19 protein-coding genes are annotated in these 25,279 nt (G+C 45.7%); 11 read left to right on the plus strand and 8 right to left on the minus strand.

From position 1 onward, the window contains the following. The first annotated feature begins 169 nt into the window (after positions 1-169). The 3 genes from ACH3Y6_RS09335 to ACH3Y6_RS09345 all read left to right on the plus strand — a co-directional run bounded on the left by ACH3Y6_RS09335 (position 170) and on the right by ACH3Y6_RS09345 (position 8,641). The gene (locus ACH3Y6_RS09335) at positions 170-2,710 is read left to right on the plus strand and encodes an ATP-dependent Clp protease ATP-binding subunit (RefSeq protein ID WP_490835334.1); all 2,541 of its coding nucleotides are present in this window, start codon (positions 170-172) and stop codon (positions 2,708-2,710) included. A gap of 768 nt (positions 2,711-3,478) precedes the next feature. Further along, positions 3,479-6,631 (plus strand): SusC/RagA family TonB-linked outer membrane protein, encoded by a 3,153-nt coding sequence (locus tag ACH3Y6_RS09340; protein ID WP_490835335.1) that lies wholly within the window; start codon positions 3,479-3,481, stop codon positions 6,629-6,631. A 21-nt stretch (positions 6,632-6,652) separates the two neighbouring features. Then, entirely contained in the window at positions 6,653-8,641 is a 1,989-nt protein-coding gene (locus ACH3Y6_RS09345) for a SusD/RagB family nutrient-binding outer membrane lipoprotein (protein ID WP_490835336.1), read from the plus strand. 305 nt (positions 8,642-8,946) lie between these two features. Here ACH3Y6_RS09345 and ACH3Y6_RS09350 read toward each other — a convergent pair whose 3' ends face one another. The 3 genes from ACH3Y6_RS09350 to ACH3Y6_RS09360 all read right to left on the minus strand — a co-directional run bounded on the left by ACH3Y6_RS09350 (position 8,947) and on the right by ACH3Y6_RS09360 (position 12,357). Continuing rightward, a complete protein-coding gene (locus ACH3Y6_RS09350; RefSeq protein ID WP_490835337.1) occupies positions 8,947-9,519 on the minus strand; it encodes a UbiX family flavin prenyltransferase in 573 nt (190 codons plus the stop codon). Positions 9,520-9,608: 89 nt separating this feature from the next. Further along, positions 9,609-11,264 (minus strand): alpha-glucan family phosphorylase, encoded by a 1,656-nt coding sequence (gene glgP / locus ACH3Y6_RS09355; RefSeq protein WP_490835338.1) that lies wholly within the window; start codon positions 11,262-11,264, stop codon positions 9,609-9,611. 133 nt (positions 11,265-11,397) lie between these two features. After that, the gene (locus tag ACH3Y6_RS09360) at positions 11,398-12,357 is read right to left on the minus strand and encodes a hypothetical protein (RefSeq protein WP_490835339.1); all 960 of its coding nucleotides are present in this window, start codon (positions 12,355-12,357) and stop codon (positions 11,398-11,400) included. Positions 12,358-12,463: 106 nt separating this feature from the next. Between ACH3Y6_RS09360 and ACH3Y6_RS09365 the strand changes: the two genes are divergently transcribed. The 3 genes from ACH3Y6_RS09365 to ACH3Y6_RS09375 all read left to right on the plus strand — a co-directional run bounded on the left by ACH3Y6_RS09365 (position 12,464) and on the right by ACH3Y6_RS09375 (position 16,359). Continuing rightward, positions 12,464-13,123 carry a metal-dependent transcriptional regulator gene (locus ACH3Y6_RS09365; RefSeq protein ID WP_490835340.1) on the plus strand — a complete coding sequence of 220 codons (660 nt, stop codon included), beginning with the start codon at positions 12,464-12,466 and terminating at the stop codon, positions 13,121-13,123. 1 nt (position 13,124) lies between these two features. Then, positions 13,125-15,008, plus strand: coding sequence for an Nramp family divalent metal transporter (locus tag ACH3Y6_RS09370; RefSeq protein WP_490835341.1), 1,884 nt, complete (start codon positions 13,125-13,127; stop codon positions 15,006-15,008). 118 nt (positions 15,009-15,126) lie between these two features. Continuing rightward, the gene (locus ACH3Y6_RS09375; protein ID WP_490835342.1) at positions 15,127-16,359 is read left to right on the plus strand and encodes an NADP-dependent isocitrate dehydrogenase; all 1,233 of its coding nucleotides are present in this window, start codon (positions 15,127-15,129) and stop codon (positions 16,357-16,359) included. Positions 16,360-16,432: 73 nt separating this feature from the next. Here ACH3Y6_RS09375 and ACH3Y6_RS09380 read toward each other — a convergent pair whose 3' ends face one another. Together ACH3Y6_RS09380 and pafA are read right to left on the minus strand one after the other, a co-directional pair. Continuing rightward, the gene (locus ACH3Y6_RS09380; RefSeq protein WP_490835343.1) at positions 16,433-16,639 is read right to left on the minus strand and encodes a hypothetical protein; all 207 of its coding nucleotides are present in this window, start codon (positions 16,637-16,639) and stop codon (positions 16,433-16,435) included. Between the two features lie 70 nt (positions 16,640-16,709). After that, positions 16,710-18,365, minus strand: coding sequence for an alkaline phosphatase PafA (gene pafA / locus ACH3Y6_RS09385; RefSeq protein ID WP_490835344.1), 1,656 nt, complete (start codon positions 18,363-18,365; stop codon positions 16,710-16,712). A gap of 152 nt (positions 18,366-18,517) precedes the next feature. On the opposite strand from pafA, the gene ACH3Y6_RS09390 reads away from it, so the two are divergent. Both ACH3Y6_RS09390 and ACH3Y6_RS09395 read left to right on the plus strand, forming a co-directional pair. Next, complete coding sequence (locus tag ACH3Y6_RS09390; RefSeq protein ID WP_490835345.1) at positions 18,518-19,777, plus strand: aminotransferase class I/II-fold pyridoxal phosphate-dependent enzyme; 1,260 nt, start codon at positions 18,518-18,520, stop codon at positions 19,775-19,777. Positions 19,778-19,883: 106 nt separating this feature from the next. Continuing rightward, complete coding sequence (locus tag ACH3Y6_RS09395; protein WP_490835346.1) at positions 19,884-20,273, plus strand: VOC family protein; 390 nt, start codon at positions 19,884-19,886, stop codon at positions 20,271-20,273. A gap of 83 nt (positions 20,274-20,356) precedes the next feature. On the opposite strand, the gene ACH3Y6_RS09400 is transcribed toward ACH3Y6_RS09395, so the two are convergent. Together ACH3Y6_RS09400 and xerD are read right to left on the minus strand one after the other, a co-directional pair. Beyond that, positions 20,357-21,199: a DUF2911 domain-containing protein gene (locus ACH3Y6_RS09400; protein WP_490835347.1), complete on the minus strand. Its 843-nt coding sequence runs from the start codon at positions 21,197-21,199 to the stop codon at positions 20,357-20,359. Between the two features lie 121 nt (positions 21,200-21,320). Then, entirely contained in the window at positions 21,321-22,229 is a 909-nt protein-coding gene (gene xerD, locus ACH3Y6_RS09405) for a site-specific tyrosine recombinase XerD (protein ID WP_490835348.1), read from the minus strand. 162 nt (positions 22,230-22,391) lie between these two features. On the opposite strand from xerD, the gene ACH3Y6_RS09410 reads away from it, so the two are divergent. Then, positions 22,392-22,892: a YkgJ family cysteine cluster protein gene (locus ACH3Y6_RS09410; RefSeq protein ID WP_490835349.1), complete on the plus strand. Its 501-nt coding sequence runs from the start codon at positions 22,392-22,394 to the stop codon at positions 22,890-22,892. A 65-nt stretch (positions 22,893-22,957) separates the two neighbouring features. Here the strand turns inward: ACH3Y6_RS09410 and ACH3Y6_RS09415 are convergent, their stop codons facing one another. Then, positions 22,958-23,314, minus strand: a complete 357-nt coding sequence (locus ACH3Y6_RS09415; RefSeq protein ID WP_490835350.1) for a YraN family protein — start codon at positions 23,312-23,314, stop codon at positions 22,958-22,960. 95 nt (positions 23,315-23,409) lie between these two features. Here ACH3Y6_RS09415 and manA point away from each other — a divergent pair, with 95 nt between their 5' ends. Together manA and ACH3Y6_RS09425 are read left to right on the plus strand one after the other, a co-directional pair. After that, complete coding sequence (gene manA / locus ACH3Y6_RS09420; protein ID WP_490835351.1) at positions 23,410-24,609, plus strand: mannose-6-phosphate isomerase, class I; 1,200 nt, start codon at positions 23,410-23,412, stop codon at positions 24,607-24,609. Positions 24,610-24,688: 79 nt separating this feature from the next. Further along, positions 24,689-25,258, plus strand: a complete 570-nt coding sequence (locus tag ACH3Y6_RS09425) for a DUF6580 family putative transport protein (RefSeq protein WP_490835352.1) — start codon at positions 24,689-24,691, stop codon at positions 25,256-25,258. Positions 25,259-25,279: the final 21 nt, after the last annotated feature.

Here is a 25,279-nt window from a genome sequence, read left to right on the forward strand (position 1 = left end):
GGGCTATGAGCAATAAGCTCCGGGCTGCGGGCGTAAGGAATTTCTTTTCCGGCTCACAGATCAAAGCGCATGGCTCGCAGCATTCGGAATGAGATTAACAGTTGTGTATAAATGCAACACAACTTCACTCAAAAATATTCGTTATAATTGTATAAATCCAAATTAGGCCATGGATAATAATTTTTCAGCACAGGTTAAAGAGATCATTTCCTTCAGCAGGGAAGAGGCGCTCAGGTTAGGTAATGATTTTATCGGGACAGAGCATTTGTTGCTGGGGTTGATACGTGATGGGGATAATACGGCCATTAAAGTGTTAAAACAGCTTAATGTAGACCTGTATGAACTGCGCAAAGAAGTGGAGCTTGCCGTTAAAGACAAAACGGGGAAGAATATTGCCAATATCAACAGTTTGCCGCTGACCAAACAGGCGGAAAAAGTGATCCGGGTAACCGTTCTCGAAGCAAAAGCATTGAAAAGTCCGCTGGTGGAAACGGAACACCTGATGTTGAGTATCCTCAAGAACAAAGAAAATATTGCCACACAGATACTGAACCAGTTCGACGTGGATTATGATCTCTTCCGCAATGAACTGGGTATGGTAGGGACCACCAATCCACCGCCACGCAGCGAATTTCCCGAAGAGGAAAATGATGAGTTTGAGGAGGAAAAACGGGGTGGAGGTTACCAGCAACGTACCGGCAAACAGGCCGGTGCCGCTAAGAGCAAGACTCCCGTATTGGATAATTTCGGCAGGGATATCACCAAGCTGGCCGAATCCGGAACCCTGGATCCGATCGTTGGGCGTGAGGAAGAGATTGAACGTGTGAGCCAGATCCTGAGCCGCCGTAAAAAGAATAACCCGATCCTGATCGGTGAACCCGGCGTGGGTAAGACCGCCATAGTGGAAGGGCTGGCACTGCGCATCGTACAAAGAAAAGTAAGCCGTGTACTGTTTGATAAAAGGGTGATCTCGCTGGACCTGGCAGCCCTGGTTGCCGGTACCAAGTACCGCGGACAGTTCGAAGAAAGGATGAAAGCCATCATGAACGAACTGGAGAAAAACCGCGACGTGATCCTCTTCATCGATGAGATCCATACTATCGTAGGTGCCGGTGGCGCCAGCGGTTCGCTGGATGCTTCCAATATCTTCAAACCGGCCCTGGCAAGGGGAGAACTGCAATGCATCGGTGCTTCCACGCTGGATGAATACCGTATGTACATTGAAAAAGATGGTGCTTTGGACCGTCGTTTCCAGAAAGTGCTGATCGAACCGCCAAGTGTGGAGGAGACCATCCAGATCCTGAACAATATCAAATCCAAATACGAGGACTTTCACAATGTAACCTATGGCGATGATGCCATTGATGCCTGTGTGAAACTGAGCGACCGCTATATGACAGACAGGCTGCTGCCCGATAAAGCCATCGACGTGTTGGATGAAGTGGGCGCAAGGGTGCATCTGAAGAATATCAATGTGCCACAGGATATTGTGGAGCTGGAGAAGAAAATAGAAGACGTTAAGAACGAGAAAAATAAAGTGGTGAAGAGCCAGCGTTTTGAAGAAGCGGCCTCACTGCGAGATACCGAGAAACGTTTGGGAGAAGAACTTGAAAAAGCCAAGACCCAGTGGGAGGAGGAAAGTAAACACAAACGTTTCCCCATTACCGAAGAGAATATTGCCGAAGTGGTGAGTATGATGACAGGTATTCCTGTTAAACGTATGGTGCAGGCAGAAACAGAGAAACTGCGCCGTATGAACGAGGATATGAAAGGTATGGTGGTGGGTCAGGATGAAGCTATACAGAAAGTGGTGAAAGCGATACAGCGTAACCGCGTGGGACTGAAAGACCCCAAAAAACCGATCGGTACCTTTATTTTCCTTGGACCGACGGGTGTAGGTAAAACCGAGCTGGCAAGGGCTTTGGCAAGGTATATGTTCGATTCGGAGGATTCGCTGATCCGGATCGACATGAGTGAATACATGGAAAAATTCACTGTCAGCCGCCTGATTGGTGCGCCTCCCGGATATGTGGGCTATGAAGAAGGTGGTCAGCTGACTGAAAAAGTCCGTCGTAAACCTTACTGTGTGATCCTGCTGGATGAAATTGAAAAAGCACACCCGGATATCTACAATATTCTATTGCAGGTACTGGATGACGGCCAGCTGACAGATGGATTGGGAAGAAAGGTGGATTTCAAGAATACCATGATCATCATGACTTCCAATATCGGAGTACGCCAGTTGAAAGAGTTTGGAGATGGCGTGGGTTTTGCCACAGCCACCCGTATGCAGAATGCAGAAGAGAACAGCAAAGCCGTGATCGAAAAAGCATTGAAGCGTACCTTCTCACCGGAGTTCCTGAACAGGATCGATGATGTGGTTGTATTCAACTCGCTGAGCAAAGAAAATATCTTCAATATCATAGATATCCTGATGAAAGGTGTGAGCAAACGTTTGCTGAACCTCGGTTTCTCACTGGAACTGACCACAGAGGCAAAAGAGTTCATTGCCGACAAAGGATACGACTCACAGTTTGGCGCAAGGCCGCTGCACAGGGCCATCCAGAAATACCTGGAAGATCCTTTGGCAGAAGAGATCCTGAATTTCAATATCAAGGATGGGGATCTGCTGATCGCCGACCTGGATAAGGAACAGGGTAAACTGGTATTCCGTTTCCAGAAAAAAGTAGAAGAAGGCGCCAGCGCCTAAGAAATTGGTAAGTATAGTACAAGAAGAGGCGTCCCTTTCGGGACTGCCTTTTCTGTTTTTATAGAACAGCTGGAATATCGGTTCGTTGACTAAATAGGTGCTACTTTTCTTTTAAAAACCTGCCATAAATTACTGTTTATAGCTATTACATTACACCAGATGTAGACTCCTTCACTTTCTTGTAATCTTTTGTTGCTTTCAGATAGGCTCACTATGCTGAAATCCTGTATCAGATCAGCTTATATAGTCCATATAGCAGTTAGTACCTGATCTATTGCCCCTTGCAACCATCCCTACATTCGCCTGTACCTCAAATAATCGCAGAAAGCATCATGAATGCAGCTTTTTGCAGTTTTTAAATGTCTTGCTTCGTTCTGGCTTAAGATGGGGTTAAAATGATGAAAAATAGATTGACTTATAGTAGGAGATGTTTTAACATTATCTTAATATTGTTTGTCTATTTCCTATTTGGAAGACTTGCGGTTTTTTGCGTAAAAGAATAGTAAAGTGTGCGATTTTTTACGTGATTAAAACTATTAGATGAACCAGGATTTTGTTCATACAAGTCCCAAAATCTAAATGAGACGAGATTAGGGGGGAGCCGGAAAGTCAATTGGTGATAGAAATGATGTGATTGCTTTTTCTCTTTTTTGTCTCTTAATCTGGCAAAGAATGATTTAAGGGCGGATAGATTTTTCAGTATTGCATATGGGGTATTAATAAGTAACAATAACGATTGTCTTGATTTTTAAAACAAAAAGTAAAAGTATGAGAAAATGGAAACTTCTTTGTTTGATCATGTTAATTATGTGTAACATGATTACAAACAACCTGATGGCACAAGGTGTCCCCATTAGTGGAACAGTGCTTTCCGACGATGGTACACCGCTGGCGGGAGTAACCGTTACCGTGAGTGGTGCAAACCGTTCAACTGTAACAGATGAAAAAGGTAAATTCACTATTAATGCAAATGCTAACTCAATATTGGAATTTAGTCATGTGAGCCATGTTTCACAGAAGGTAAAAGCAACTGCTGGTATGGAGGTACGTTTAGTGAAGAGCGCCACCCAGTTGGGAGAGGTGGTTGTTACGGCCATGGGTATTAAAAAAGAGCGTAAGGCATTGGGATATTCTGTTACAGAGATAAGTGCCCAGGAATTGATGAAAAATAAAAACACGAATCTGGTTAACTCGTTAACCGGTAAGGTGCCTGGTGTAAATGTTACCCAGTTTAGCGGTGCAGCCGGTGCCGGAGCGTCTATTACCATTCGTGGTGGTAATTCTACATCAGATGGCAGACAGAACCAGCCATTATTTGTTGTTGATGGTGTTATCTATGATAACTCAACTACTGTTACTGGTAATACCGGTACAGATGGTCTTTCCCGTAGTAACACAACTTACTCCAATCGTGTGATGGACGTTAACCCGGAGGATATAGAAAGTTTATCCGTTCTGAAAGGTGCAGCAGCTGCTGCATTATACGGATCGCGTGCTGCTGATGGTGTTATTATTATCACTACTAAGAAAGGGTCTGAGGGTACTGTTAAGGTGAATGTCACCAGTAAATTAAGTACTTCCTGGGCAAATAAAGTGCCTGAAGCCCAGACTCAGTTTGGCAATGGTGTGTATGCCAGCAATGGTGTTTTCAATAATATCACTTACAGCTCATGGGGACAAAAGCTGACCGCTACAGATACTTTGTATAACAACATTAAAGACTTCTTCAAAAACAGTGTTGTGTACGACAATAATGTCAGTGTAGCCGGTGGAACAAAGAACAGTTCCTTTTATTTATCAGGTTCTAATTTTAACCAATCAGGTATTGTTCCAAATACAGATTTTCAGAAAACAACATTCAGGTTTAACGGTGAGCAGAAATATGGACGCCTTACCCTGAATGCGAACGTTGCTTATTCTATTGCAAACACAAACAGAACCTTGACTACTGCAGGTTTGTACAGTGGCGGTGGTAATGGTACTATGGGCGCTATTTATAGCTGGCCACAGACGTTCAATATTAAAAATTATATAAACCCGGATGGTACACAATACCGGAAATTTGCCGGAACGGTTCCTTTGGAAAATGATATTGATAATCCATACTGGATAATCAATAGCGATAAGTTGACATCAGGAACCAAGCGTATCACAGGTGGTATTAATGCTAACTATAAAATCACCAGTTGGTGGGATGTGATCGCTCGCTTGGGTTATGATCAATATAATACCAATGACTATACATATATAGCTCCGGGTTCTGCAGTTAGTCCCTTATACCAGAATGGACGTCTGAGTAAAGACCTGCTTGGATATGCGTATACCACCACTACTGTGATGAGTAATTTTCATAAAACCTTTGGAGGTTTTGATACACGTCTGATGATAGGAAATACCACAGAAAATACGGACTGGGTAAGCCAAAACCATTGGGGATACAGCTTTATTACAGCCGGAACCATCAGCTTTGGTAATATAGCAACTACCAATCAGTTTTTTAAAGACGGAGTGACCAAGAAGCGTCTGGTAGGAACTTACGGAGAAATCGGTGTTTCTTATAAAAATATTGCTTTCCTTACTGCAACAGGACGTAATGACTGGTCTTCTACTTTACCCTTAGATAATAGGTCCTATTTTTATCCTTCAGTAAGCGGATCTGTTGTTTTTACAGAATTATTGCCTAGGAATAGTGTCCTTTCTTTTGGTAAAGTTCGTGGAAGCTGGGCACAGGTTGGTAAAGATGCCAATCCATATGCTACACTTACTTATGTGAACAATCCAATCAGTATCGGTTCTTTCACAGGAATTGGTAACCAGTACACAAGTGGTAATCCTTATTTGAAACCTGAAATTCAAAGTTCATGGGAAGTTGGTGGTGAATTCAGGTTCCTGAATGGTCGAATTGGCCTGGATTATACCTACTATCACAGTCAGACAAAGAATCAGATCGCTCAGCCGCGTTTATCGAATGCCAGCGGATATATCCTGACAGCTATCAACTCTGGTTCAGTTATTAACGATGGTATGGAAGTGTCTATTACAGGTAAGCCAATAGTGCAAAAGAATTTTTCATGGGATGTGATGCTGAACTTCTCTTATAACAAAGGCAGATTAGGGGATTTTCTTCCTGGTGTTGCCTATTTTTACCCAACAGATGCTCAGTTCGGAACCGTGAAAGCGGCATCAATTCCTAACGGTGGATATTTCCTTGGGATGACCGGTACTCGTTATTTACGTGAAGTGGATGCACAGAAAGTTGAGATCGCCGATGGTCGTTACCAGGTAGATCCAACAACAGGTCTGTACAAGCTAAATACCAACAATCCGATTGTAGGTAACCGCGAACCTTCTTTTATTGGTGGTTTTAACAATACATTCCGTTACAAAAAATTGATTTTATCATTCCTGCTCGATTTTCGTAAGGGAGGTGATGTGTATAACGGTACAGAATATGCAATGGTTACAAACGGGTTAAGCAAACGTACTACATTGAATGATCGTCAGTCTGTAACCGTGTCTGGTGTAAACAGCCAGACAGGTGCTGATTTTACACAAACCTATACTGCTGGACAGTCTTATGTTATTAATGGTACCACCTATTCCGGTAATTACATGATTCAGCAATATTGGCAGAACTATGCGGCCAATTCTTACAACTTCATCACTTCTGTAAATTGGGTGAAACTGCGTTCTTTATCATTGACGTATCAGTTTACTGATTTGATAAAGAATAAAAAGATCATTAAGGAGCTCTCTGCAACTGCAGTAGGTACCAACCTGTTTACCTGGACCAATTACAAGGGTATGGATCCTGAAGTAAGCGCTGCAGGTGGCACTGGAGGTTCAGGTTCTACCGGTATTGATTACCTGGGTGTGCCTGCTATAGCTAGTTTCACCTTCGGGATAAATATTACGTTTTAACCAATGAAAAAAAAGCTAATCATGAAAAGTTCAAAATATTTAATGTTGGCTCTGCTCCTTGTGATGGGCTCAACTTCGTGTAAAAAATTTCTGGATGTAAACACGGATCCGAATAACCCAAACAATGAAAGTGTATTGGTTGAAAACAGGTTGCCCTGGATTGAACATTTCTATCAGTATACTTCAGGGGTTTCTAATTTTCGTAGTTCCTGTATTGCAGGTGTTTACTATAGTAATTCAGCATCAGGTAACGCACTGAGTACTACATGGATAGCCCATACAGGTAACACCACTCCTTACCAGACCTGGTTTGTGGAAGTGGCTTCCAACCTGAACGATATGTACAATTCTGCCCAAAAAAGAGGTGCGTACTCTTATATGGCAGCTGCTAACGTGTTCTCTGCTCTTGGCTATATGCAAATGCTGGATATATATGGTGAAATGCCGTATACACAGGCAACTTCCGGAATAGCCAGTCCTGCGTTTGATGATGGTAAAACCATCTACAACGGCTGTATGGCAAAATTGAATGAGGCCATCAGTTTGTTCAGTAAAACACAGGATGCTTCTGCTCCTGCACTTTCTAAAGGCGACCTTTGGAATGGTGGAGATGTGAACAAGTGGATAAAGTTCTGCTATGGATTGAAAGCGCGTTACATGCTTAAGCTGTCAAAGAAGTCTAACCTGTATAATGCAGACTCGATCTTATACTGTTTGTCAAAAGGTCCACAGTCGATTGCCGACAACATAGTTGGTCCTGGCTTCAATAACAGTACTGTAACTGACTATTTGTTGGGTGATCCAGTTGTCACAAACGGGAATTTCGATTATGCAGCTTATGGCAGCAATCAGCGTATTTCGCAATACTATTATAACCTGTTGACAAATATGCGTGGTTCCGGAGTGGTGGATCCCAGGATGACTAAAATTGTGCCTGCATCCATGTCCAATATTAAATTGGACGCTACCGGTAAAGTAATATCGTATAACTGGAATCGTTCAGTAGGTGTTGATGTATATGGTTCTGCCACCCGTTTAGTGAAGGGAGGGGCAACATCGATAGTGGCACCAACTTACGCAACTGCCAATACTAATATTACCTATGCCATCGCTGATGCAACGGACCGTGCTAATTTTATAGCCGCGCAGGTTGCTGCAGGACGTACATTTACAACAAGTGGCAATAACGTTACTGTTACCTACAAAGCCGGTTCAATATTTATCAACAGTACGAATTACCTGTACGCAGGCGATACAGTTTATGTAAATCTGCGTAGCAGTGCTCTTGCTACATCAGGAATACCTGCTCAGGGTTCTACAGATGTCAGCTGGTATCCTTCAGCTGCAGCCTTCACAGCCGGTGCTGTGGCCTCTACAGGTTCGTTTCAGGTTCGTCCTGTTTCAGACCAGGAGATCCTGACTTATCATGAGATGTGCTTTATTAAGGCTGAAGTTTATATGCGGAAAGGTGATAACGCCAATGCCTATGCAGCCTACAAAGCAGGTATTCAGGCTCATATGGATATGATGCAGGCTAAACTAAGCCAATGGCAGGGTAGCGGATACACGGCCACTAATCCAGATATGGCGCCAATGAGCCAGAGCGCTATTACTGACTATATGGCAAGTAATGCGGTTGCCCAGAGTAATTTGACTATGTCAGACATCATGTTACAAAAATATATCGCTATGGGATGCAGCATTGAGAATTGGAACGATATGCGTCGCTTTAATTTCAGTGCGGGTAATATAGCTGGCTTTGGGGTAGTGTATCCTGGGTTTGATCGCGGACCTTTATTTGCAGGAACTGCTCTTTATACAGGTGCTTCCAAAGCAGATCCAAGATATTGGCCACGTCGTTTTATGTTACCAACAACACTTGAATTAAACTATAACCTGACAAACGCACTTGCAGTAAACGCATTCGCTAATGCTCCTAATATCTGGAGTATGCCAGTTTGGTGGGATTGTGCTACCGATGAGGAATATTATGGTTATATAAGAAAGTAAGAAGCCTGTATTTTGGTAGTATTACTATGGCTTCCGATGCCGGATTAATATTACTCTGATACTTGTACAACAGTCAGAAGCCGTCTCAATGTAACCATTGAGGCGGCTTCTTTTTTTGATTTTATATAGTGATTGTCAATACTCCGGGAAACAGAAAATATAAAAAAACGCTTCCGTTGAATAATGCGTCCTCCATAACGGGAAATATTCAATGCTAACCAGGAAACTTTGCCACTTTTATTTTACCGGTGAGATAAGGTGCCCTATTGGAATTCTTCCATTCAACATTTATCATTCCCTGCTCATCATTCATCATTCCCCTGGCCCCAGCGGAATGTATCTAGGTTTAGTCCGGCAAGATCCAGTACACGGTCCACTACTGTGGAAGCAACTTCTTCGATGGTGCGGGGATGACTGTAGAAGGAGGGGGTGGCCGGACAGATAATGCCGCCCGCCAAGGTAATCAGTTCCATGTTCTTGATGTGGATCAGGCTATAAGGGGTATCCCTGGCCACGAGGATCAGTTTTCTTCTTTCTTTCAGTATCACGTCCGCTGCACGGGTAACCAGGTCGTCGCTGATGCCCTGTGCTATCCTGCCTAAAGTTCCCATGCTGCAGGGAACTACGATCATGACATTGTATTTGGCCGAACCCGAGGCAAAGGGTGCAGAGAAATCGTGTTTTTCAAAATAACGGAAAGGATAGTTCAGGTAATCCTGGTTGCCCAGTTCCGAAGCCCAGATCTCCTGGGCATTCCGGCTCATCACAATACCCACTTCTGAGCACTGGTCCCGTAACGCCACCATCTTGTCGAGAAGCAGTTTGGCGTATATCGCTCCGCTGGCACCGGTAATAGCTACTACGATCTTGTTGGACATGGGAGGGTTAGTCAAAATTTTAAAGTCAAAATTCAAAAATAAAGTTACTGGTTAACTTTTAACTTTTGAATTTTGACTTTTGAATTGAATTATCCTTTGTACATGATCTCATAGTATTCATGCGCCATCCGGTTACTGTCGAACTGGAAGCGTACATCGCGCATGCCGTTTTTCTGGATCTGTCTCCAGGTTTCGTAATTGTCATAGTACAATGGCAGTATCTGCTGTTCCAGTATCTCATACATTTTGTTGAGGTCGTATTCGTCCTGCTCGTGTACGGTCATGTTTGCATAATCGGCTTTGGGAACCACGAAACCGTTGTTGCCATGGTTGATGAATTCGGGGATCCATCCATCGTCGGTAGAAAAGTTGACGGCACCGTTCATAGCTGCGGTCATACCACTGGTTCCGGAAGCCTCTCTGGGCACACGAGGGTTGTTCAACCAGATATCCGCAGCCTGTTTGAGGCGTTTGCTCAATGCCAGTTCATATCCCACCAGTACCGCCACATTTTTATAGTTTTTACTCAGGTGCACGAGGTTATTGAACTGAGAGATGGCCGGAAAGTCCTGTGGGTAGGGTTTGCCTGCCCAGATAATCTGTACCGGATATTTCTGATTGCTGAGTAGTTTTTCAAAACGGTCCATATCATACGTGAGCATATCTGCACGTTTGTATCCGGCAAAGCGGCGGGCCCATACAATCGTGAGTATGTTGGGGTCGAATATCTTGCCGGTCTGATCTGCTACAATTTCGAATGCCCGTTTTTTCAGGTAGTTCTTGCGGTCATCAAAGGCAAGGTCGTTCCCTTCTTCCATGGCCCGATAACTTTGTTTATCAGCCCAGTAACGCCAGTTCTGTGCGTTGGTAATGGAAGCGATGGGGCAGATACCTTCGTAATGAGACCACATTTCGCGGCTTACCACACCATGCAGTGCGGATACGCCATTGGCCTTGCGTGCAAAACGCAGGGCTGCCAGGGAATGGTTGAACTGGTCATCATGAATGCCAGTCAGTTTGCGGACCTCATCGATGCTAAGGCCGCAGAAATAACTCATTTTATGACAGAGATAGATATCGTGTTTCTCATTACCCGCTTCTTCAGGAGTATGCGTGGTGAAAACGAGTTTCTCTTTTACTTTTTCGGGGTTCTTGTATTTGTTGAGCAGGTAAAACGCCGAAGAAAGCCCATGTGCTTCGTTCAAATGATATACATCGGGATTAAAACCCAATTCGTCAACCAGTTTGGCTCCGCCCACCCCAAGTAGGATGAACTGAGCCACTTTGGTGGCAACATTGGCATCGTATAAACGGTGTGTGATGGTCTGTGATACATAATCGTTCTCAGGCAAATCCGTACTCAGCAAAAACAGCGGGGCACTGCAAAAAGTATCCGGATTCAGGTACCAGGCTTTTACCCATACCGGGTGCTCGTGTATCAATATCTGGAATTTGATACCGGTATCTTCCAGGAAGCTGTAATATTTTTCCATGAAACTCACTTCCAGGGTCTGGTCCTGGTTGCGTTTCTGATCGTAGTATCCATATTTCCAGAGAATACCGATACCAATCATATTCTGCCGCAGTTCAAAAGCACTACGCAGGTGTGAGCCTGCTAAAAAACCAAGTCCGCCGCTATAAATCTTCAGGGGCTGATGGATCGCGAATTCCATAGAGAAATAAGCGGCTTTGGTAGCATACGCATCGTTGATCTGATAAGGGACCTGATAATTACGAAAATTCATTTAAATAGGGGTTTGGTGATAATTAGCGTTGCAAGATACTTGTATTTTGACAAAATGTATTTTATACACATTGTTATGTGGGTAACCTTTGAGGAACATACTGACCATGTATGGGTGCTGCAGAAACAAACGATCAGGCGCTTTTTTTCTTTTTACTGGTACGAGGTTCTTTTTTACGGATGAACGTATCGTCGAAATAACATTTGATGCCGCGATGATTGCCACAGCTGCCGGTTTCTTTCAGGGTGATCTCATTGCCCTCAAAACGGAAATCGATCAGGCAGGGATCGCCGTTTTCTTTGAATACGGCTATGTTGGCCGACTGCATGATCATTTCTCCCTTCAGCTCCCCGGTGCAGCTGCCGTTGTTCTTCTCGAAGTGGATGAAGAACTGGTATACATTCGGCTTTTTGGTATCCCGGATAGAGATAAAGTTCTTCTTGTCCTGCACGTAATCGCCACTGTATTTATTTTTCCTGGGTAAGGTATCAATAGGATTGATGACATCTGTCTTGGCAGGATCCTCATTTGAATCGTTCACCACTACCATGAAAATGCCTTCACTGGTGTACACCCAGCCGGTACGGGAGAATTTCAGGCTGTTATCCTTACCCATTTTTTCTTTGCTTACCAGGAAAGTGGGTTCCCGGTTCACGGATACCGCATGCTGGTATTCGTCGTTGCTCTTTTGTGTCAGTAATTCTTTGGAAGCCAGGTATTTATTTTTTTTGTCGAGCACAAAAACGGCCAGGTGGATATTCTTCTTGGGAACTACCAGGTTCACCAACAGGTAATTCTCCTTTTCTTTTTCAATGATGCCTACCGGGTGTACCTGGATTTTTTTGGCAGTACCTACGATCTGCTTCAGGGAACTGTCGGGAAAGAACTGCAGCAGTGCTTTATAACCAATGGTGACCGTATCGGCCACTTTCTGGATATTACTGTCAGCCACCGAATACGGGGGGGTGATTTTGGGAAATGCCGCGATAAAATCACTGACCTTAACGGGTGTGTTGCCGGAAAGATCCACTTTCTTGTCCTGACAACCCCAGCTGATAACCAGTAGCAGTAGCCATGGCAGGCATTTTTTCATAACCGAATATTTCGATAAAAATACAGTTTTCGGCACAAGTGCTCATAACAGGTGCGCTATAATGAAGATTTATTTTTAGATTTACCTAAAAATAATTTTAGATTTTATGAGTTTCTCCATCACCGAAGAGAATTATATCAAAGCTATTTTCCACCTGCAACAGGGTGAGGGTACGGTTTCTACCAACGAACTGGCGGCAGAACTGCATACCAAAGCGGCATCGGTTACTGATATGCTGAAGAAACTTAAGGCCAAAAAATTACTGAGTTACGAGAAGTACAAGGGAGTACGTTTAAGCAGCGAGGGTAAAAAGCTGGCATTGGCCATTGTACGCAAGCACCGGTTATGGGAATATTTTCTGGTAGACAAATTGCAGTTTGGCTGGGATGAAGTGCACGAAGTGGCAGAGGAACTGGAACATATCAGCAGTAAAAAACTCGTGGAGAAACTGGATGCTTTCCTGGGACATCCCAAGTTTGACCCGCATGGTGATCCCATTCCCGACAGTCACGGCAAGATGGCCGTACAGGTACAGGTGAACCTGATTGATCTGCCGGTGAACCGCATGGCGGAAGTGAGCGGGGTAGGCAGTCAATCAACCGAACTGCTCGAATTACTGAAACACAAACATATTGGCATTGGAACCCGTCTGGAGATCAAACGGAAATTCAGTTTCGATCATTCCATCGAGATCAAGATCCGGAACCAGAACCCGTTTACCATCAGCCAGCAACTGGCGCAGGCCTTATTTGTAAAACCCGTATAACATGATGAACCGTTCGCATACAGACCAATCACTGAGTGAAGTTCATGAGTCGGTAGATACTACGGCTCCCCGCAAGGGATGGCGCCGGGTGCTGGCCTATATCGGCCCTGCTTACCTGGTAAGTGTAGGTTATATGGATCCGGGCAACTGGGCCACTGATTTGCAGGGAGGAGCCAAATTCGGCTACCAACTGATCTGGGTTTTGTTGATGAGTAACCTGATGGCCCTGTTGCTGCAAAGCCTGAGCGCCAGACTGGGCATCGTTCGTCGCCGCGACCTGGCACAGGCTAATCGCGAAGCGTATCCGCCGCTGGTGAATTTTTGTCTCTATGTACTGGCAGAACTGGCCATAGCGGCCTGTGATCTGGCAGAAGTATTGGGTATGGCCATCGGTATCCACCTGCTGACCGGTTTGCCCCTGATCTGGGGAACGGTGATCACCGTACTGGATACTTTCCTGTTCCTGTTGCTGCAACGCTGGGGCATCCGTAAAATGGAAGCTTTCATCATTTGCCTGGTAGCCATCATCGGTGGTTCTTTCCTGGTAGAGATCCTGCTGGCCAAACCCCAGCTGGACCAGGTTGCAAAAGGGTTCATTCCAACGGCGCTCAGTCACGAAGCCCTGTATATCGCAGTAGGTATCATTGGAGCCACTGTAATGCCACATAACCTGTACCTGCATTCCGCGCTGGTGCAGACCCGTAAGATCAGCAACGATGCCGGTGGTATCCGCAGAGCCATCAAATACAACATCATTGACAGCACCATCGCCCTGAATGCCGCTTTTTTTGTAAATGCGGCCATCCTGGTACTGGCAGCGAGCGTTTTTTTTGCATCAGGTAATACCCAGGTGGCACAAATACAGGATGCGCATAAGTTGCTGGAGCCCCTGCTGGGCAGTAAACTTGCCCCCGTTTTATTCGCAGTGGCACTGATTGCTGCAGGGCAAAGTTCCACTTTGACCGGTACACTTGCCGGACAGATCGTTATGGAAGGTTACCTGCAACTGCGCATCAATCCCTGGTTACGTCGGTTGCTGACAAGGCTGATCGCCATTGTACCCGCAGTAGTGGTGATACTGGTGTATGGTGAGTCTGAAGTGGACAACCTGCTTGTGTTCAGCCAGGTGATCCTGAGTTTGCAACTTGGTTTTGCCGTGATACCCCTGATCCATTTCGTAAGCGATAAAAAGACGATGGGGCAGTACGCCATCAAAAACTATGTAAAACTGCTTTCCTGGCTGGTAGCACTGATACTGGTGTTCCTGAACGTTCGGCTGGTAGGAGAGGAAGCCTGGAAAGTATTTGCATCTGATACAGCCTGGTACTGGAAAAGCCTGCTGGTAATAGCCATACTGATTTTTATATGGCTTTTCCTAACCATGACCTTCCTGCCGCTGATCCGGAAAAGGATGTTGAAACATCGCGACAGTATGCACGGCGAAACCATCGCCCTCGATGACCTGCAGGTAAAACAGATCAACCGTATTGCCGTGGCGCTGGATTTTTCGCCCTCTGATGAAAGACTGATCGCACATGCGCTGGCGCAGGGCAACAGGCAGGTTTCTTTTATCCTGCTGCATGTGGTGGAAAGCGCCTCCGCCAGGTACCTGGGTGAATCCAGTGATGATGATGAGACCCGTCGCGATACACTTCGTCTCGAAAATTACGCTTCGCAACTGCAGCAGAAGGGGTATACGGCTGAAGCCGTGATCGGTTACCGCAGCCGGGTAAAAGAGATCGTCCGGATCGTGAAGGAAACCCGGGCAGACATGCTGGTCATGGGGGCACACCGCCACTCGGGTTTGAAGGATTATATTTTTGGAGAAACGATCGAAGACGTCCGCCACCAGTTACCCATACCTGTGCTGATCGTGAATGTATGAGAACGCTTGTTTGTTTTTTGCGGATTTTTTGATAAAAAACTACTGTGTTGCAGGCCGTCCGTAAACCCGATAAAGTGCTACATTTGTTCAAGTTTTATATTAACCAAAAGGAATTATTATGGCACAAAAAATCAAAGTGGCCAATCCGGTGGTAGAACTGGATGGTGACGAAATGACCCGGATTATCTGGAAGTTTATCAAAGACAAGCTGATCCTTCCTTACCTGGAAGTGGATATCAAATATTATGACCTGGGAATGGAATACCGCGACGAGACCAATGACCAGGTTACAGTTGATGCAGCCAATGCGATCAAGCAATATGGCGTAGGTATCAAATGTGCCACTATCACACCCGATGAGCAGCGCGTGGAAGAGTTCAAGCTGAAACAAATGTGGAAGAGCCCTAACGGAACCATCCGTAATATTCTGGATGGTACGGTGTTCCGTGAGCCGATCGTTTGTAAGAATGTGCCACGTCTGGTTCCTAACTGGACCGCACCAATCTGCATCGGCCGTCACGCATTCGGCGACCAGTACCGTGCCACCGATTTTGTCACCAAAGGGAAAGGTAAGCTCACCATCAAGTTCGAAGGCGAAGATGGTACCACCCAAGAGTATGAAGTGTTCAATTATAAAGGCGATGGCGTTGCCCTGGCCATGTATAACACGGATGAGAGCATCAAAGGATTTGCACGCAGCTGTTTCAACACTGCATTGAGTAAAAAATGGCCTTTGTACCTGTCTACCAAGAATACCATCCTGAAAAAATATGACGGACGTTTCAAAGATATTTTTGAAGAGATCTACCAGAATGAATTCAAAGCCGCTTTTGATGCCGCCGGTATCACTTACGAGCATCGCCTGATCGATGACATGGTGGCCAGCGCACTGAAATGGAACGGTAATTTTGTATGGGCCTGTAAGAACTACGATGGCGATGTACAGAGTGATACTGTTGCACAGGGATTTGGTTCACTGGGTCTGATGACTTCCACCCTGATCACTCCCGACGGAAAGATCATGGAAGCGGAAGCCGCACACGGAACCGTTACCCGTCACTACCGCGAACACCAGAAAGGGAAACCCACATCAACCAACCCGATCGCTTCCATTTTTGCCTGGACCAGAGGACTGGAGTTCCGTGGTAAACTGGATGGCAACCAGGAACTGATCCATTTCTGTCATGCCCTGGAGCAGGTTTGCGTTGAGACTGTAGAAAGCGGAAAAATGACCAAAGATCTGGCCATTTGTATCCACGGCAATAAAGTGAACCATGGTGAACACTACCTGTACACAGAAGAGTTCCTGGATGCACTTGATAAGAACTTACAAGCAAAACTGGCTAAATAATCCGCCGGCAAATAACAGATAAAAAAAGCCATCCAGCTTAGTGCCGGATGGCTTTTTCTTTTGTACAACTGAATTACATTTTTCCTTTTTTATCCATCATTTTTTTACAGGCTTCTCCGCAGGTATGGCCTTTTTCACCATGTGCATAAGCGTGTTTTTCCTTGGTACATGCTTTGGTGCATTTGTGCTCTTTGGGTGTTTCTTTCTGTTGTGCCAGGGCACCGGTAGCCAAAAAGCCTGTCATGAGCAGGATGGCGGCAAATGTTTTCATTGTTTTCATAAGTTTTTTTTGGGTAGACGGGTTACCACAGAAAAACTTACACTACTGTCTTTTTTTTCTGATAAACCGTTTATTTTATCACTTCTTCGATCACTTTGCCTACCGAACCGCTGGGCATCTGTATGTGCAGCATGGCGGCCAGTGTGGCGGCGATATCGGTCATATAGGTCTCCCGGTTGGTCTTTCCTTTTTTGATGCCCCATCCATACCATAACAATGGAATATGGGCATCATAGGGATACCATAAGCCATGCGTGGTTCCTGTGGCGCCACCTTCAATATAACCTGGTTTCAGGATGATCTGAACATCACCACTGCGTCGCGGGAAAAAGCCATTCGCCAGCATGTCACGCAGGGTTTTGTGTATGGGAGTTGTCATAATTTCTGAAGTGGGGAATACGTTGGCCACTGCTTCATTCTTTTTCAGGTAGCCTACAATCCAGTGCTTGATGGCTTCTATATCCTGTTTGGCAGAATCGATTGCAGGGTGATTGAGATATGCCTGGTAATTGTACATACTCACCACCGTGTTCGTTACGCCGAATTTCTCTTTCAGTTTTGCATTCATGTCTTTCATGATGCCCATATCATCCATTACACCGCCCGGGAGTTTGTTCTCTTTCATAAAACCCGGCACATGCGCCACAGCATGGTCGGCGGTCAGGAAAACGGTGTACTGGTTTTTACCCACAGACGCATCCAGGTAGGTCAGCAGTTTGCCGAGTTCTTCGTCCAGTCGGATGTACCCGTCAACGGTTTCCCATGAGTTGGGGCCGAAGGCATGACCGATATAATCCGGTGAGGAAAAACTTACGGCCAGAAAGTCGGTAGCTTCTCCTTTACCTAATTTTTCCGCAGCAACGGCTGCTTTCGCCATTTCCACGGTCAAAGTGTTGCCATAAGGGGTAGAAGCGATCTTGCCATAATCTTTACCGATATATTTTGAAAGATCATAGGAAAAACCAATAGCGTCTTTACCGAAAGGTTTGCTTTCATACTCTTTTACATCTTCCGTTGCATATTGTGTGTAAATGTCTTTCGACATCGCCAGGTTCCAGTTCAGTTTGTAGAGTGAGTCGGCCAGTTTACGGTCATTGAATTTTTTTACCCAGTCAGGTAATTCATTCATATAATAAGTGCTCGTGATAAAATTTCCCGACTTGCCCTCGTACCAATATGCCGCATTGGCTGCATGACCCGCAGGCAGGATGGAACCACGGTCTTTCAGTGCCACACCGATTACTTTACTCTTGAAATTAGTGGCCATTCTCAGCTCATCGCAGATAGTGGTGGTAAGCATGTTTTTTGGGCTCATCTGACCATCTTCCTCGCTTTTTCCACCTACGCCTTTGACAGATTTGTCCTCACTGCAATACACCCCGCGCATCAGCTGGTTATCCCACCAGCTATTGCCGGTAATGCCATGAATGGAGGGAACGCTGCCCGTATAGGTGGCGGTATGTCCACAGGCGGTCACGGTTGGTGCATAGGGGATCAGTGTATTCTCACAGGAAAACCCTTCACCCAGCATCCTTTTGAAACCTCCGTTTGCTTTGAACAGGGGGTTGAAACGATAGAGATAATCCCAGCGCATCTGGTCAATAACGATGCCCACCACCAGTTTGGGGCGTTGAATGCCTTCTCCTGCACCGGTTTGCATGGGTTTCTGGGCCTGTGTGGTAACAACCAGTAAACAGGCTACAAAAGGTAGAATCAGTTTCTTCATGGGGTTAATTTGTTCGTTTTGGGGTTGTGAAAGGCCATCAACCCCGTCAATTAGGCTGTGAAGATAAGCCAAGGTGAATAATTGAGCTTGCCCTTTAGGGGCTAAAAGTTTACCTTTGCGTCGATTTTTCACCAAAGTAACGATTTGATAATATGGCAGACATCTTTGAAAAACTGTTAAAGAATTACGGTCCGCTGGGTCAGCACCGTGAGAGAGCACATGGATATTTTGCTTTTCCCAAACTGGAAGGAGAGATCGGTAACCGAATGATATTCCGCGGAAAAGAAATGATCGTTTGGAGTCTGAATAACTACCTGGGACTGGCCAATCACCCCGAGATCCGAAAGACCGATGCGGAAGCTGCCGCTAAATTCGGCCTGGCCTTACCGATGGGTGCGCGTATGATGAGTGGAAACAGTAATTACCATGAACAGTTGGAAAAAGAACTGGCTGCCTTTGAGAAGAAGGAAGACGCCATACTCATGAACTTTGGTTACCAGGGTATCATGAGTGCCATTGATGCCATCTGTGGCCGTCACGATGTAATCGTATACGATGCGGAAAGCCATGCCTGTATCATTGATGGCCTGCGTTTGCATCCCGGTCACCGTTATGTGTTCAAGCACAATGATGTGGAAGATTTTGAGAAGCAGATGGAAAGAGCCACGGCTCTGATCGAGAAACAAAAGACTGGCGGTATTCTGGTGATCACAGAAGGTGTGTTTGGTATGGCCGGTGACCAGGGTAAATTGAAAGAGATCGTTGAACTGAAGAAGAAATTCGAATTTCGTTTACTGGTGGATGATGCCCATGGTTTTGGTACCCTGGGTAAAACTGGTGCCGGAGCAGGTGAGGAGCAGGGTTGCCAGGATGGGATCGATCTGTATTTCTCCACTTTCGCCAAGTCCATGGCATCTATCGGCGCTTTTATGGCAGGAGATAAAGCCATCATTGATTATATCCGTTATAACATCCGCTCACAGATCTTCGCCAAAAGTTTACCGATGCCGATCGTGATTGGAAACCTGAAAAGACTGGAACTGCTGCAAACACAACCCGAACTGAAAGAACGCCTGTGGAAGAATGCACTGAAGCTGCAGGCCGGACTGAAAGAAAAAGGTTTTGATATCGGTAATACCAACACAATGGTAACACCGGTATACATGAAAGGCGGTGTGGAGGAAGCCACAGCCATGGTGATGGACCTGCGTGAGAATTACCGGATCTTCTGTTCCATCGTGGTGTATCCGGTGATTCCGAAGGGGCATATCATTTACCGACTGATCCCTACGGCAGCCCATACAGATGCGGATATTGAAGAAACGCTCAAAGCGTTCAGCGAAACCAAAGCCAAGCTGGATGCAGGCGCTTATAAAGTGGAGAAGATCCCAGATATGGCTGAAGCAAAATAAACCAACAGTAGCGACTGAAAATACAAGCCCTCTCCGGAGGGCTTTTTTATAAACGGCTTGCACGGCAGGAAGATTCTTTGTTCTTTTAACCAAACAATACCAGCTTATGTATATCGAACACCTGGCCATCTGGTGCAAAGACCTGGAGGCAATGAAAGATTTTTATACGAGGTATTTTAACGCCCAGTCCAATGACCGGTACCATAATCCACGGAACCGGTTCAGTTCCTATTTTCTCAGTTTCGAGAAAGGACCCAGGCTGGAACTGATGCAGATGCCTGGTATACCGGATAATTTGAATGATGTGCTGGCACAATGTTCCGGCCTGATACATTTTGCGGTATCGGTGGGTTCAGAAGAGGCCGTTAATGCGATTACCGAACAATTGCGGAAAGAAGGTCTCCGTATTGTAGGGGAGCCGCGTACCACTGGTGATGGTTATTACGAAAGTGCAGTGCTGGATCCGGAAGGGAACAGGATCGAGATCACCATCTGAGAAATGAATGTTGTATAAATAAAGAGCGGTTCCGGCATGTACCGGAACCGCTCTTTATTTTGTGTAATATCAAAAGGTATTATCTATAATTTTTTGATCAGGTCGGTAGCCATCCTTACGTAATCGTCGTTCTTGGCTTCCTGGGCCAGTTCGATACATTTTTCAGCACTGGCTTTGGCAGCGGTCTTGTCTCCCAGACCCTGTTGGATCCTTGCCTGTAACAGGAAGAGCCAGAAAGCTTTTGGACTCGCCTGTGTGGCTTTGGTGGCATTCACCAGGGCTTTGTTCAGGTCCTTATCCCACTCGTAATAAAAATTGGCAGCAGCCTGGTAAGCACCCGGGTTAGGTGTTTCGGCAGTCAGCGCTTTTTCTACCTGTGCACGGATACGGTCTTTTACGTTTACGCTGATGGGAATATTCACCAGTGTAGTACCCCACATGATCTGCAGGTTGCAGCTTTCAGCCAGGACATTGTCGAACTGGATGGTGAAGGTTTCTACGGATACACCGTTCTTCTCTGCTTTCACTTTGAAGCGGTTCACATCTTCACTTTCCTTGTATCCGTCCAGCCCTGAATTTTTCAGGCCTTTGTTGATGATAATCTCCCAGTATTCTTTTCCGGGGATGGTGTAAAGTACATAAGCGCCGGTATCTAATAATTTTCCACCCATCATTACCCTGTCTGTAAAGCTGATTCGGGTGGCAGCGTTGGCGCCGGTACGCCACATTTTACCCAGCGGGGCCAGGTCACTGTTGTCTTTGAACAGGCTGCGGCCCTTCAGTGCGGGACGGGAGTAATTCACTTCAATGGTTCCCAAACCAAATTCCTGTGTCAGTTTCTGTGCAGGACTCGGAGCAGGCATTCTAACCTGTGCAAAGCTGGAAACACTGCATGCAAGCGCAGCGATCAGGATGATTTTTTTCATACTTGTTTATTTTGATGTGACAAACATAAGTGATTTTGGGTAGTAGCAAACAGGGACAAATGTTAAGGTTTGTAAAGCTATGACTGAAGGTGTTGTTTTCTTTCGCGGCCATTCTGAGTTGCTATTCCGGTCCGCGGTAAGCGGGATGGAAACGTTGCAGGGTATCGCGCAGGAAATCCCGGTCCAGGTGGGTGTATATCTCGGTGGTGGTGATGCTTTCATGTCCCAGCATTTCCTGAACGGCACGCAGGTCGGCCCCACCTTCTACCAGGTGGGTGGCAAAGGAATGCCGGAAAGTATGCGGTGAGATTTGTTTGGTGATACCCGCTTTCCGGGCCAGATCGCGTATGATATAAAAGATCATGACGCGGCTCAGATTCCTGCCGTGTTTGTTGAGGAAAAGAATATCCTCAAAACCGGGTTTTACCGTCTGGTGTACACGGATATCTTCTTTATAGATCCGGATATATTTGCTTGCCTCCCTGCCGATGGGTACCAGCCGTTCCTTATCACCTTTACCAATGACGCGGATGAAACCGACATCCAGGTAGAGGCAGGATATTTTCAGATTCACTACTTCGCTTACCCGTAAGCCGCAACTGTACATGGTTTCCAGGATGGCTTTGTTCCTGCCGCCTTCGGGGGTGCTTTGGTCGAGCTGCGCGATTACGGACTCGATCTCTTCGAAGCTCAGTACGTCTGGTAATTTCCTGCTTGTTTTTGGCGCTTCCAGCAGGGTAGAGGGGTCGGTTGTTGAAAGCTGTTCTATCAGGCAATACCGGTAAAAACTCCGGATACCAGAAATAATCCGGGCCTGCGATGTGGCTGTAAGCTCCAGTTCACCAATCCACCGGATGAATGCCTGCAGGTCTTTCAGGGTAAGATCGGCAGGCGCCACCGTTTTCTGTAGCGATTGCAGGTAGTCGGTGAGTTTGTTCACATCACGCAGGTAGGCTTCCACGGAATGGTCACTCAGTGATTTCTCCAGCCGTAGCCAGGCTTTGTATCCTTTCTTATAGACTTCCCACATGACTTAACGCATTAACGGATTTGCGGATGGATAGATTTGATGCCGCAGTGGCCGCATAAAACTGTTTTTGGAATTGAAGTTAGGTTATTCGATATTGCCGGTTCTAAATTTTAACAGCGACCCCCTAATTCACCATTTGTAATTCGACAATCCGTAATCATAATGCAAGTCAATCTCCGTTCCTTCAAACAAAAAGTACGCCATAACCAGAAAGCATTTAAACGTTATTTAGGAAAGATCGAAAAGAACCCGCCACGCCATCTCGATAAGATCGCCGAACAGATCGATGCGGAAGTATGGCAGGAAGTGGATTGTTTGAGCTGTGCCAATTGCTGCAAAAGCATGACACCTACTTTCACCAATAAAGACATCAAACGCATTGCGGCCCATTTTGACATGAGTCCGAAAGAGTTCAAAGAAAAATGGCTGGAGTTTGATAAGGAGGCCGGCGACTGGGTGAATGTGAAACAGCCCTGCCAGTTCCTGAACCTGGAAAACAATATGTGCAGCATCTACGAAGTGCGCCCCGAAGACTGTGCCGGATTCCCTCATCTGAAGAAAAAGAAAATGGTGGAATACATCCATGTACACCAGCAGAATATCGAGTACTGTCCTGCCACGTATAAGATGGTGGAGAAAATGATGGAAAGAGGGATTAAATAATTAAAAAGTCAAAATTCAAAATTAAAAAGGCAAAATAGCGCCCTTTTTGAATTTTGAATTTTTACTTAGAAATAGACGTCTTCAATCAGGAAGATCTCTTTGATCTCTTCGTTTACCAGGGTGATGGCCATTACGTCGAACTGGATATATTTCCATTCAGAGTGCAGATATTGATATTCTTCGGCGGCGTTACGGAGATGGTTCATTTTGTCGCGGGTGATACTTTCTTCCGGCCGGCCGTAGCGGAGAGAATGTCTTGTTTTTACTTCAATAAAATGCAGGAAGCCGTTTTTCGAGGCAATAATATCTACTTCCCAGTGCCGGAAACGCCAGTTCCGTTCCAGTAAGGTATAGCCTGATTTCTCCAGGTAAGCGGCAGCGAATGACTCGCCCTGGTTGCCTTTTTGCTGGTTCTGACTCATGTACGTTGGTAAACGTTAAAATTAGCACATGATACAAGAACCCCCGCATTTCAGCGTTATAGGAAAATACGCGTAATTAATACCTAATCAGCACCGTGGAAAGAATCTATAAATTAAAAGGCAGGACCAGGCAGTATGCCTGGGGCGGGCTTACATTTTTACCTCAATTCCTGGGACTTAATAACACTGAGCATCAGCCATTTGCAGAATATTGGATGGGAGCACACCCTTCGGCGCCGGCCGACCTGCTGATGCGGGATGGTGACCGTTCGCTCTATACTGTTTGCAAGGAAAACCCCGAATCCGTGTTATCGGAAAAAGTATATAACCGTTTTGGCGAGTTGCCTTACCTGTTCAAAGTGCTGGATGTGAGCAAGATGCTTTCCATACAGGTACATCCCTCCAAGGAAGAGGCCGAAAAAGGTTTCGACAGGGAAGAAGCGGAAGGCATTCCGATCAATGCTCCTTATCGCAACTACAAAGACAGGAACCATAAACCGGAAATAATGGTGGCATTAAGTGAGTTCTGGTTATTGCATGGGTTTACGTCCATTGCTGCCATCGAAAAAACGCTGGAAGAAGTTCCTGAGTTCAATGTACTGCTTCCTTATTTCCGAAAGGAGGGATTGAAAGAGTTGTATCGTTTTGTAATGGAGATGCAGCAACCGGAAGTCAATGCACTGCTGGCCAACCTGATTAAAAGAGAGATCCGGAAGAAAAAAGAAGGCCTGCTTACCCGGGAACAGCCCGGATGGTGGGTGGCCAAACTGTATGAAGGCAGGACCGAGATCGGGGATATTGACCGTGCCGTATTCTCCCTGTATCTTTTCAATATTGTAAAAGTGAACCCGGGAGAAGCCGTATTCCAGGGAGCCGGCGTTCCGCATGCGTACATGGAAGGTCAATGTATCGAGCTGATGGCCAATAGCGATAATGTACTGAGGGCCGGACTCACTGATAAACATATCGATGTTCCCGAGCTGATGAAACTTACCATTTTCGAAACTGTTCAGCCACAGGTGATGCCCGGTAACCAGGTATTGCCCGGCGAGCGGGTATACCCCTGTCCGGTACCCGATTTCGGGATTGCCAGGATCGACCTTACCGCTACCCTTGCATACAGCAGCAAAGCCTCTTCATTAGAAATATGGGTGGTTACCGAAGGGGGTGCTGTGGTAAACAATAGTCTGGCACTGAAAAGGGGTGAAGTTTTTGTAGTGTTTGCCAATGAGCCCTATACCATTGAGGCTTCGGGGCATTGTACGCTGTTCAAGGCCTTTGTTCCGGTTTCCTGAAGCTTATACACAGTATGAGGAAAAATGCACCGTTCATAATCGCCAGAAGGCCTATTTTTGTGTTGAAACTAATGACCAGATGAAAATAAACCGTTCACTTATTCTTTCGCTTGTATTGATGGTACTGGTAAGTGCTGTATACCGTATTATGCCTAACCGCCCCATGGGTTTTGCACCCCAGATCGCCATCGGCCTGTTCAGTGGCGCCCTGTTTGTTGCGGATAAAAAATGGGCTTTTGCTTTACCACTCTTATCCATGTTCCTGTCTGACCTCTTGTACCAGATGTTATATATCAATGGCATGAGCAATATCATGGGCTTCTATGATGGGCAATGGGTGAATTACCTGCTCTTTGCCGGTATCACCAGCTTTGGATTCCTGATCAGGAAAAACCGTGTCAGCAATGTGGTAGTAGCTGCTTTGGCGGCACCAACAACTTATTTCCTGGTATCCAATTTCCTGGTTTGGGCCAGCGATCGTGGTTTTGGCCTGAACCGTCCTAAAACCTTCCAGGGCCTGATTCTGACCTACGGCGATGCTTTGCCTTTTTATGGAAACAGCCTGATGGCTACCGTTGTATTCTCTGCGGTACTGTTCGGAACCTATTATCTTGCCAAAAATTATTTAGCCCAGGAGAAACTGGCTTAATTCATTCAATAGCATTTAACA

The sequence above is a fragment of the Sediminibacterium sp. FW305-C-269 genome, assembly GCF_058231045.1.

What these genes read in the sequence shown, in the direction of transcription:
- ACH3Y6_RS09335 (WP_490835334.1), top strand. Translation starts at nt 170, where the DNA reads ATGGATAATAATTTTTCAGCACAGGTTAAAGAGATCATTTCCTTCAGC.
- ACH3Y6_RS09340 (WP_490835335.1), top strand. Translation starts at nt 3,479, where the DNA reads ATGAGAAAATGGAAACTTCTTTGTTTGATCATGTTAATTATGTGTAAC.
- ACH3Y6_RS09345 (WP_490835336.1), top strand. Translation starts at nt 6,653, where the DNA reads ATGAAAAGTTCAAAATATTTAATGTTGGCTCTGCTCCTTGTGATGGGC.
- ACH3Y6_RS09350 (WP_490835337.1), bottom strand. Translation starts at nt 9,519, where the DNA reads ATGTCCAACAAGATCGTAGTAGCTATTACCGGTGCCAGCGGAGCGATA.
- glgP (WP_490835338.1), bottom strand. Translation starts at nt 11,264, where the DNA reads ATGAATTTTCGTAATTATCAGGTCCCTTATCAGATCAACGATGCGTAT.
- ACH3Y6_RS09360 (WP_490835339.1), bottom strand. Translation starts at nt 12,357, where the DNA reads ATGAAAAAATGCCTGCCATGGCTACTGCTACTGGTTATCAGCTGGGGT.
- ACH3Y6_RS09365 (WP_490835340.1), top strand. Translation starts at nt 12,464, where the DNA reads ATGAGTTTCTCCATCACCGAAGAGAATTATATCAAAGCTATTTTCCAC.
- ACH3Y6_RS09370 (WP_490835341.1), top strand. Translation starts at nt 13,125, where the DNA reads ATGATGAACCGTTCGCATACAGACCAATCACTGAGTGAAGTTCATGAG.
- ACH3Y6_RS09375 (WP_490835342.1), top strand. Translation starts at nt 15,127, where the DNA reads ATGGCACAAAAAATCAAAGTGGCCAATCCGGTGGTAGAACTGGATGGT.
- ACH3Y6_RS09380 (WP_490835343.1), bottom strand. Translation starts at nt 16,639, where the DNA reads ATGAAAACAATGAAAACATTTGCCGCCATCCTGCTCATGACAGGCTTT.
- pafA (WP_490835344.1), bottom strand. Translation starts at nt 18,365, where the DNA reads ATGAAGAAACTGATTCTACCTTTTGTAGCCTGTTTACTGGTTGTTACC.
- ACH3Y6_RS09390 (WP_490835345.1), top strand. Translation starts at nt 18,518, where the DNA reads ATGGCAGACATCTTTGAAAAACTGTTAAAGAATTACGGTCCGCTGGGT.
- ACH3Y6_RS09395 (WP_490835346.1), top strand. Translation starts at nt 19,884, where the DNA reads ATGTATATCGAACACCTGGCCATCTGGTGCAAAGACCTGGAGGCAATG.
- ACH3Y6_RS09400 (WP_490835347.1), bottom strand. Translation starts at nt 21,199, where the DNA reads ATGAAAAAAATCATCCTGATCGCTGCGCTTGCATGCAGTGTTTCCAGC.
- xerD (WP_490835348.1), bottom strand. Translation starts at nt 22,229, where the DNA reads ATGTGGGAAGTCTATAAGAAAGGATACAAAGCCTGGCTACGGCTGGAG.
- ACH3Y6_RS09410 (WP_490835349.1), top strand. Translation starts at nt 22,392, where the DNA reads ATGCAAGTCAATCTCCGTTCCTTCAAACAAAAAGTACGCCATAACCAG.
- ACH3Y6_RS09415 (WP_490835350.1), bottom strand. Translation starts at nt 23,314, where the DNA reads ATGAGTCAGAACCAGCAAAAAGGCAACCAGGGCGAGTCATTCGCTGCC.
- ACH3Y6_RS09425 (WP_490835352.1), top strand. Translation starts at nt 24,689, where the DNA reads ATGAAAATAAACCGTTCACTTATTCTTTCGCTTGTATTGATGGTACTG.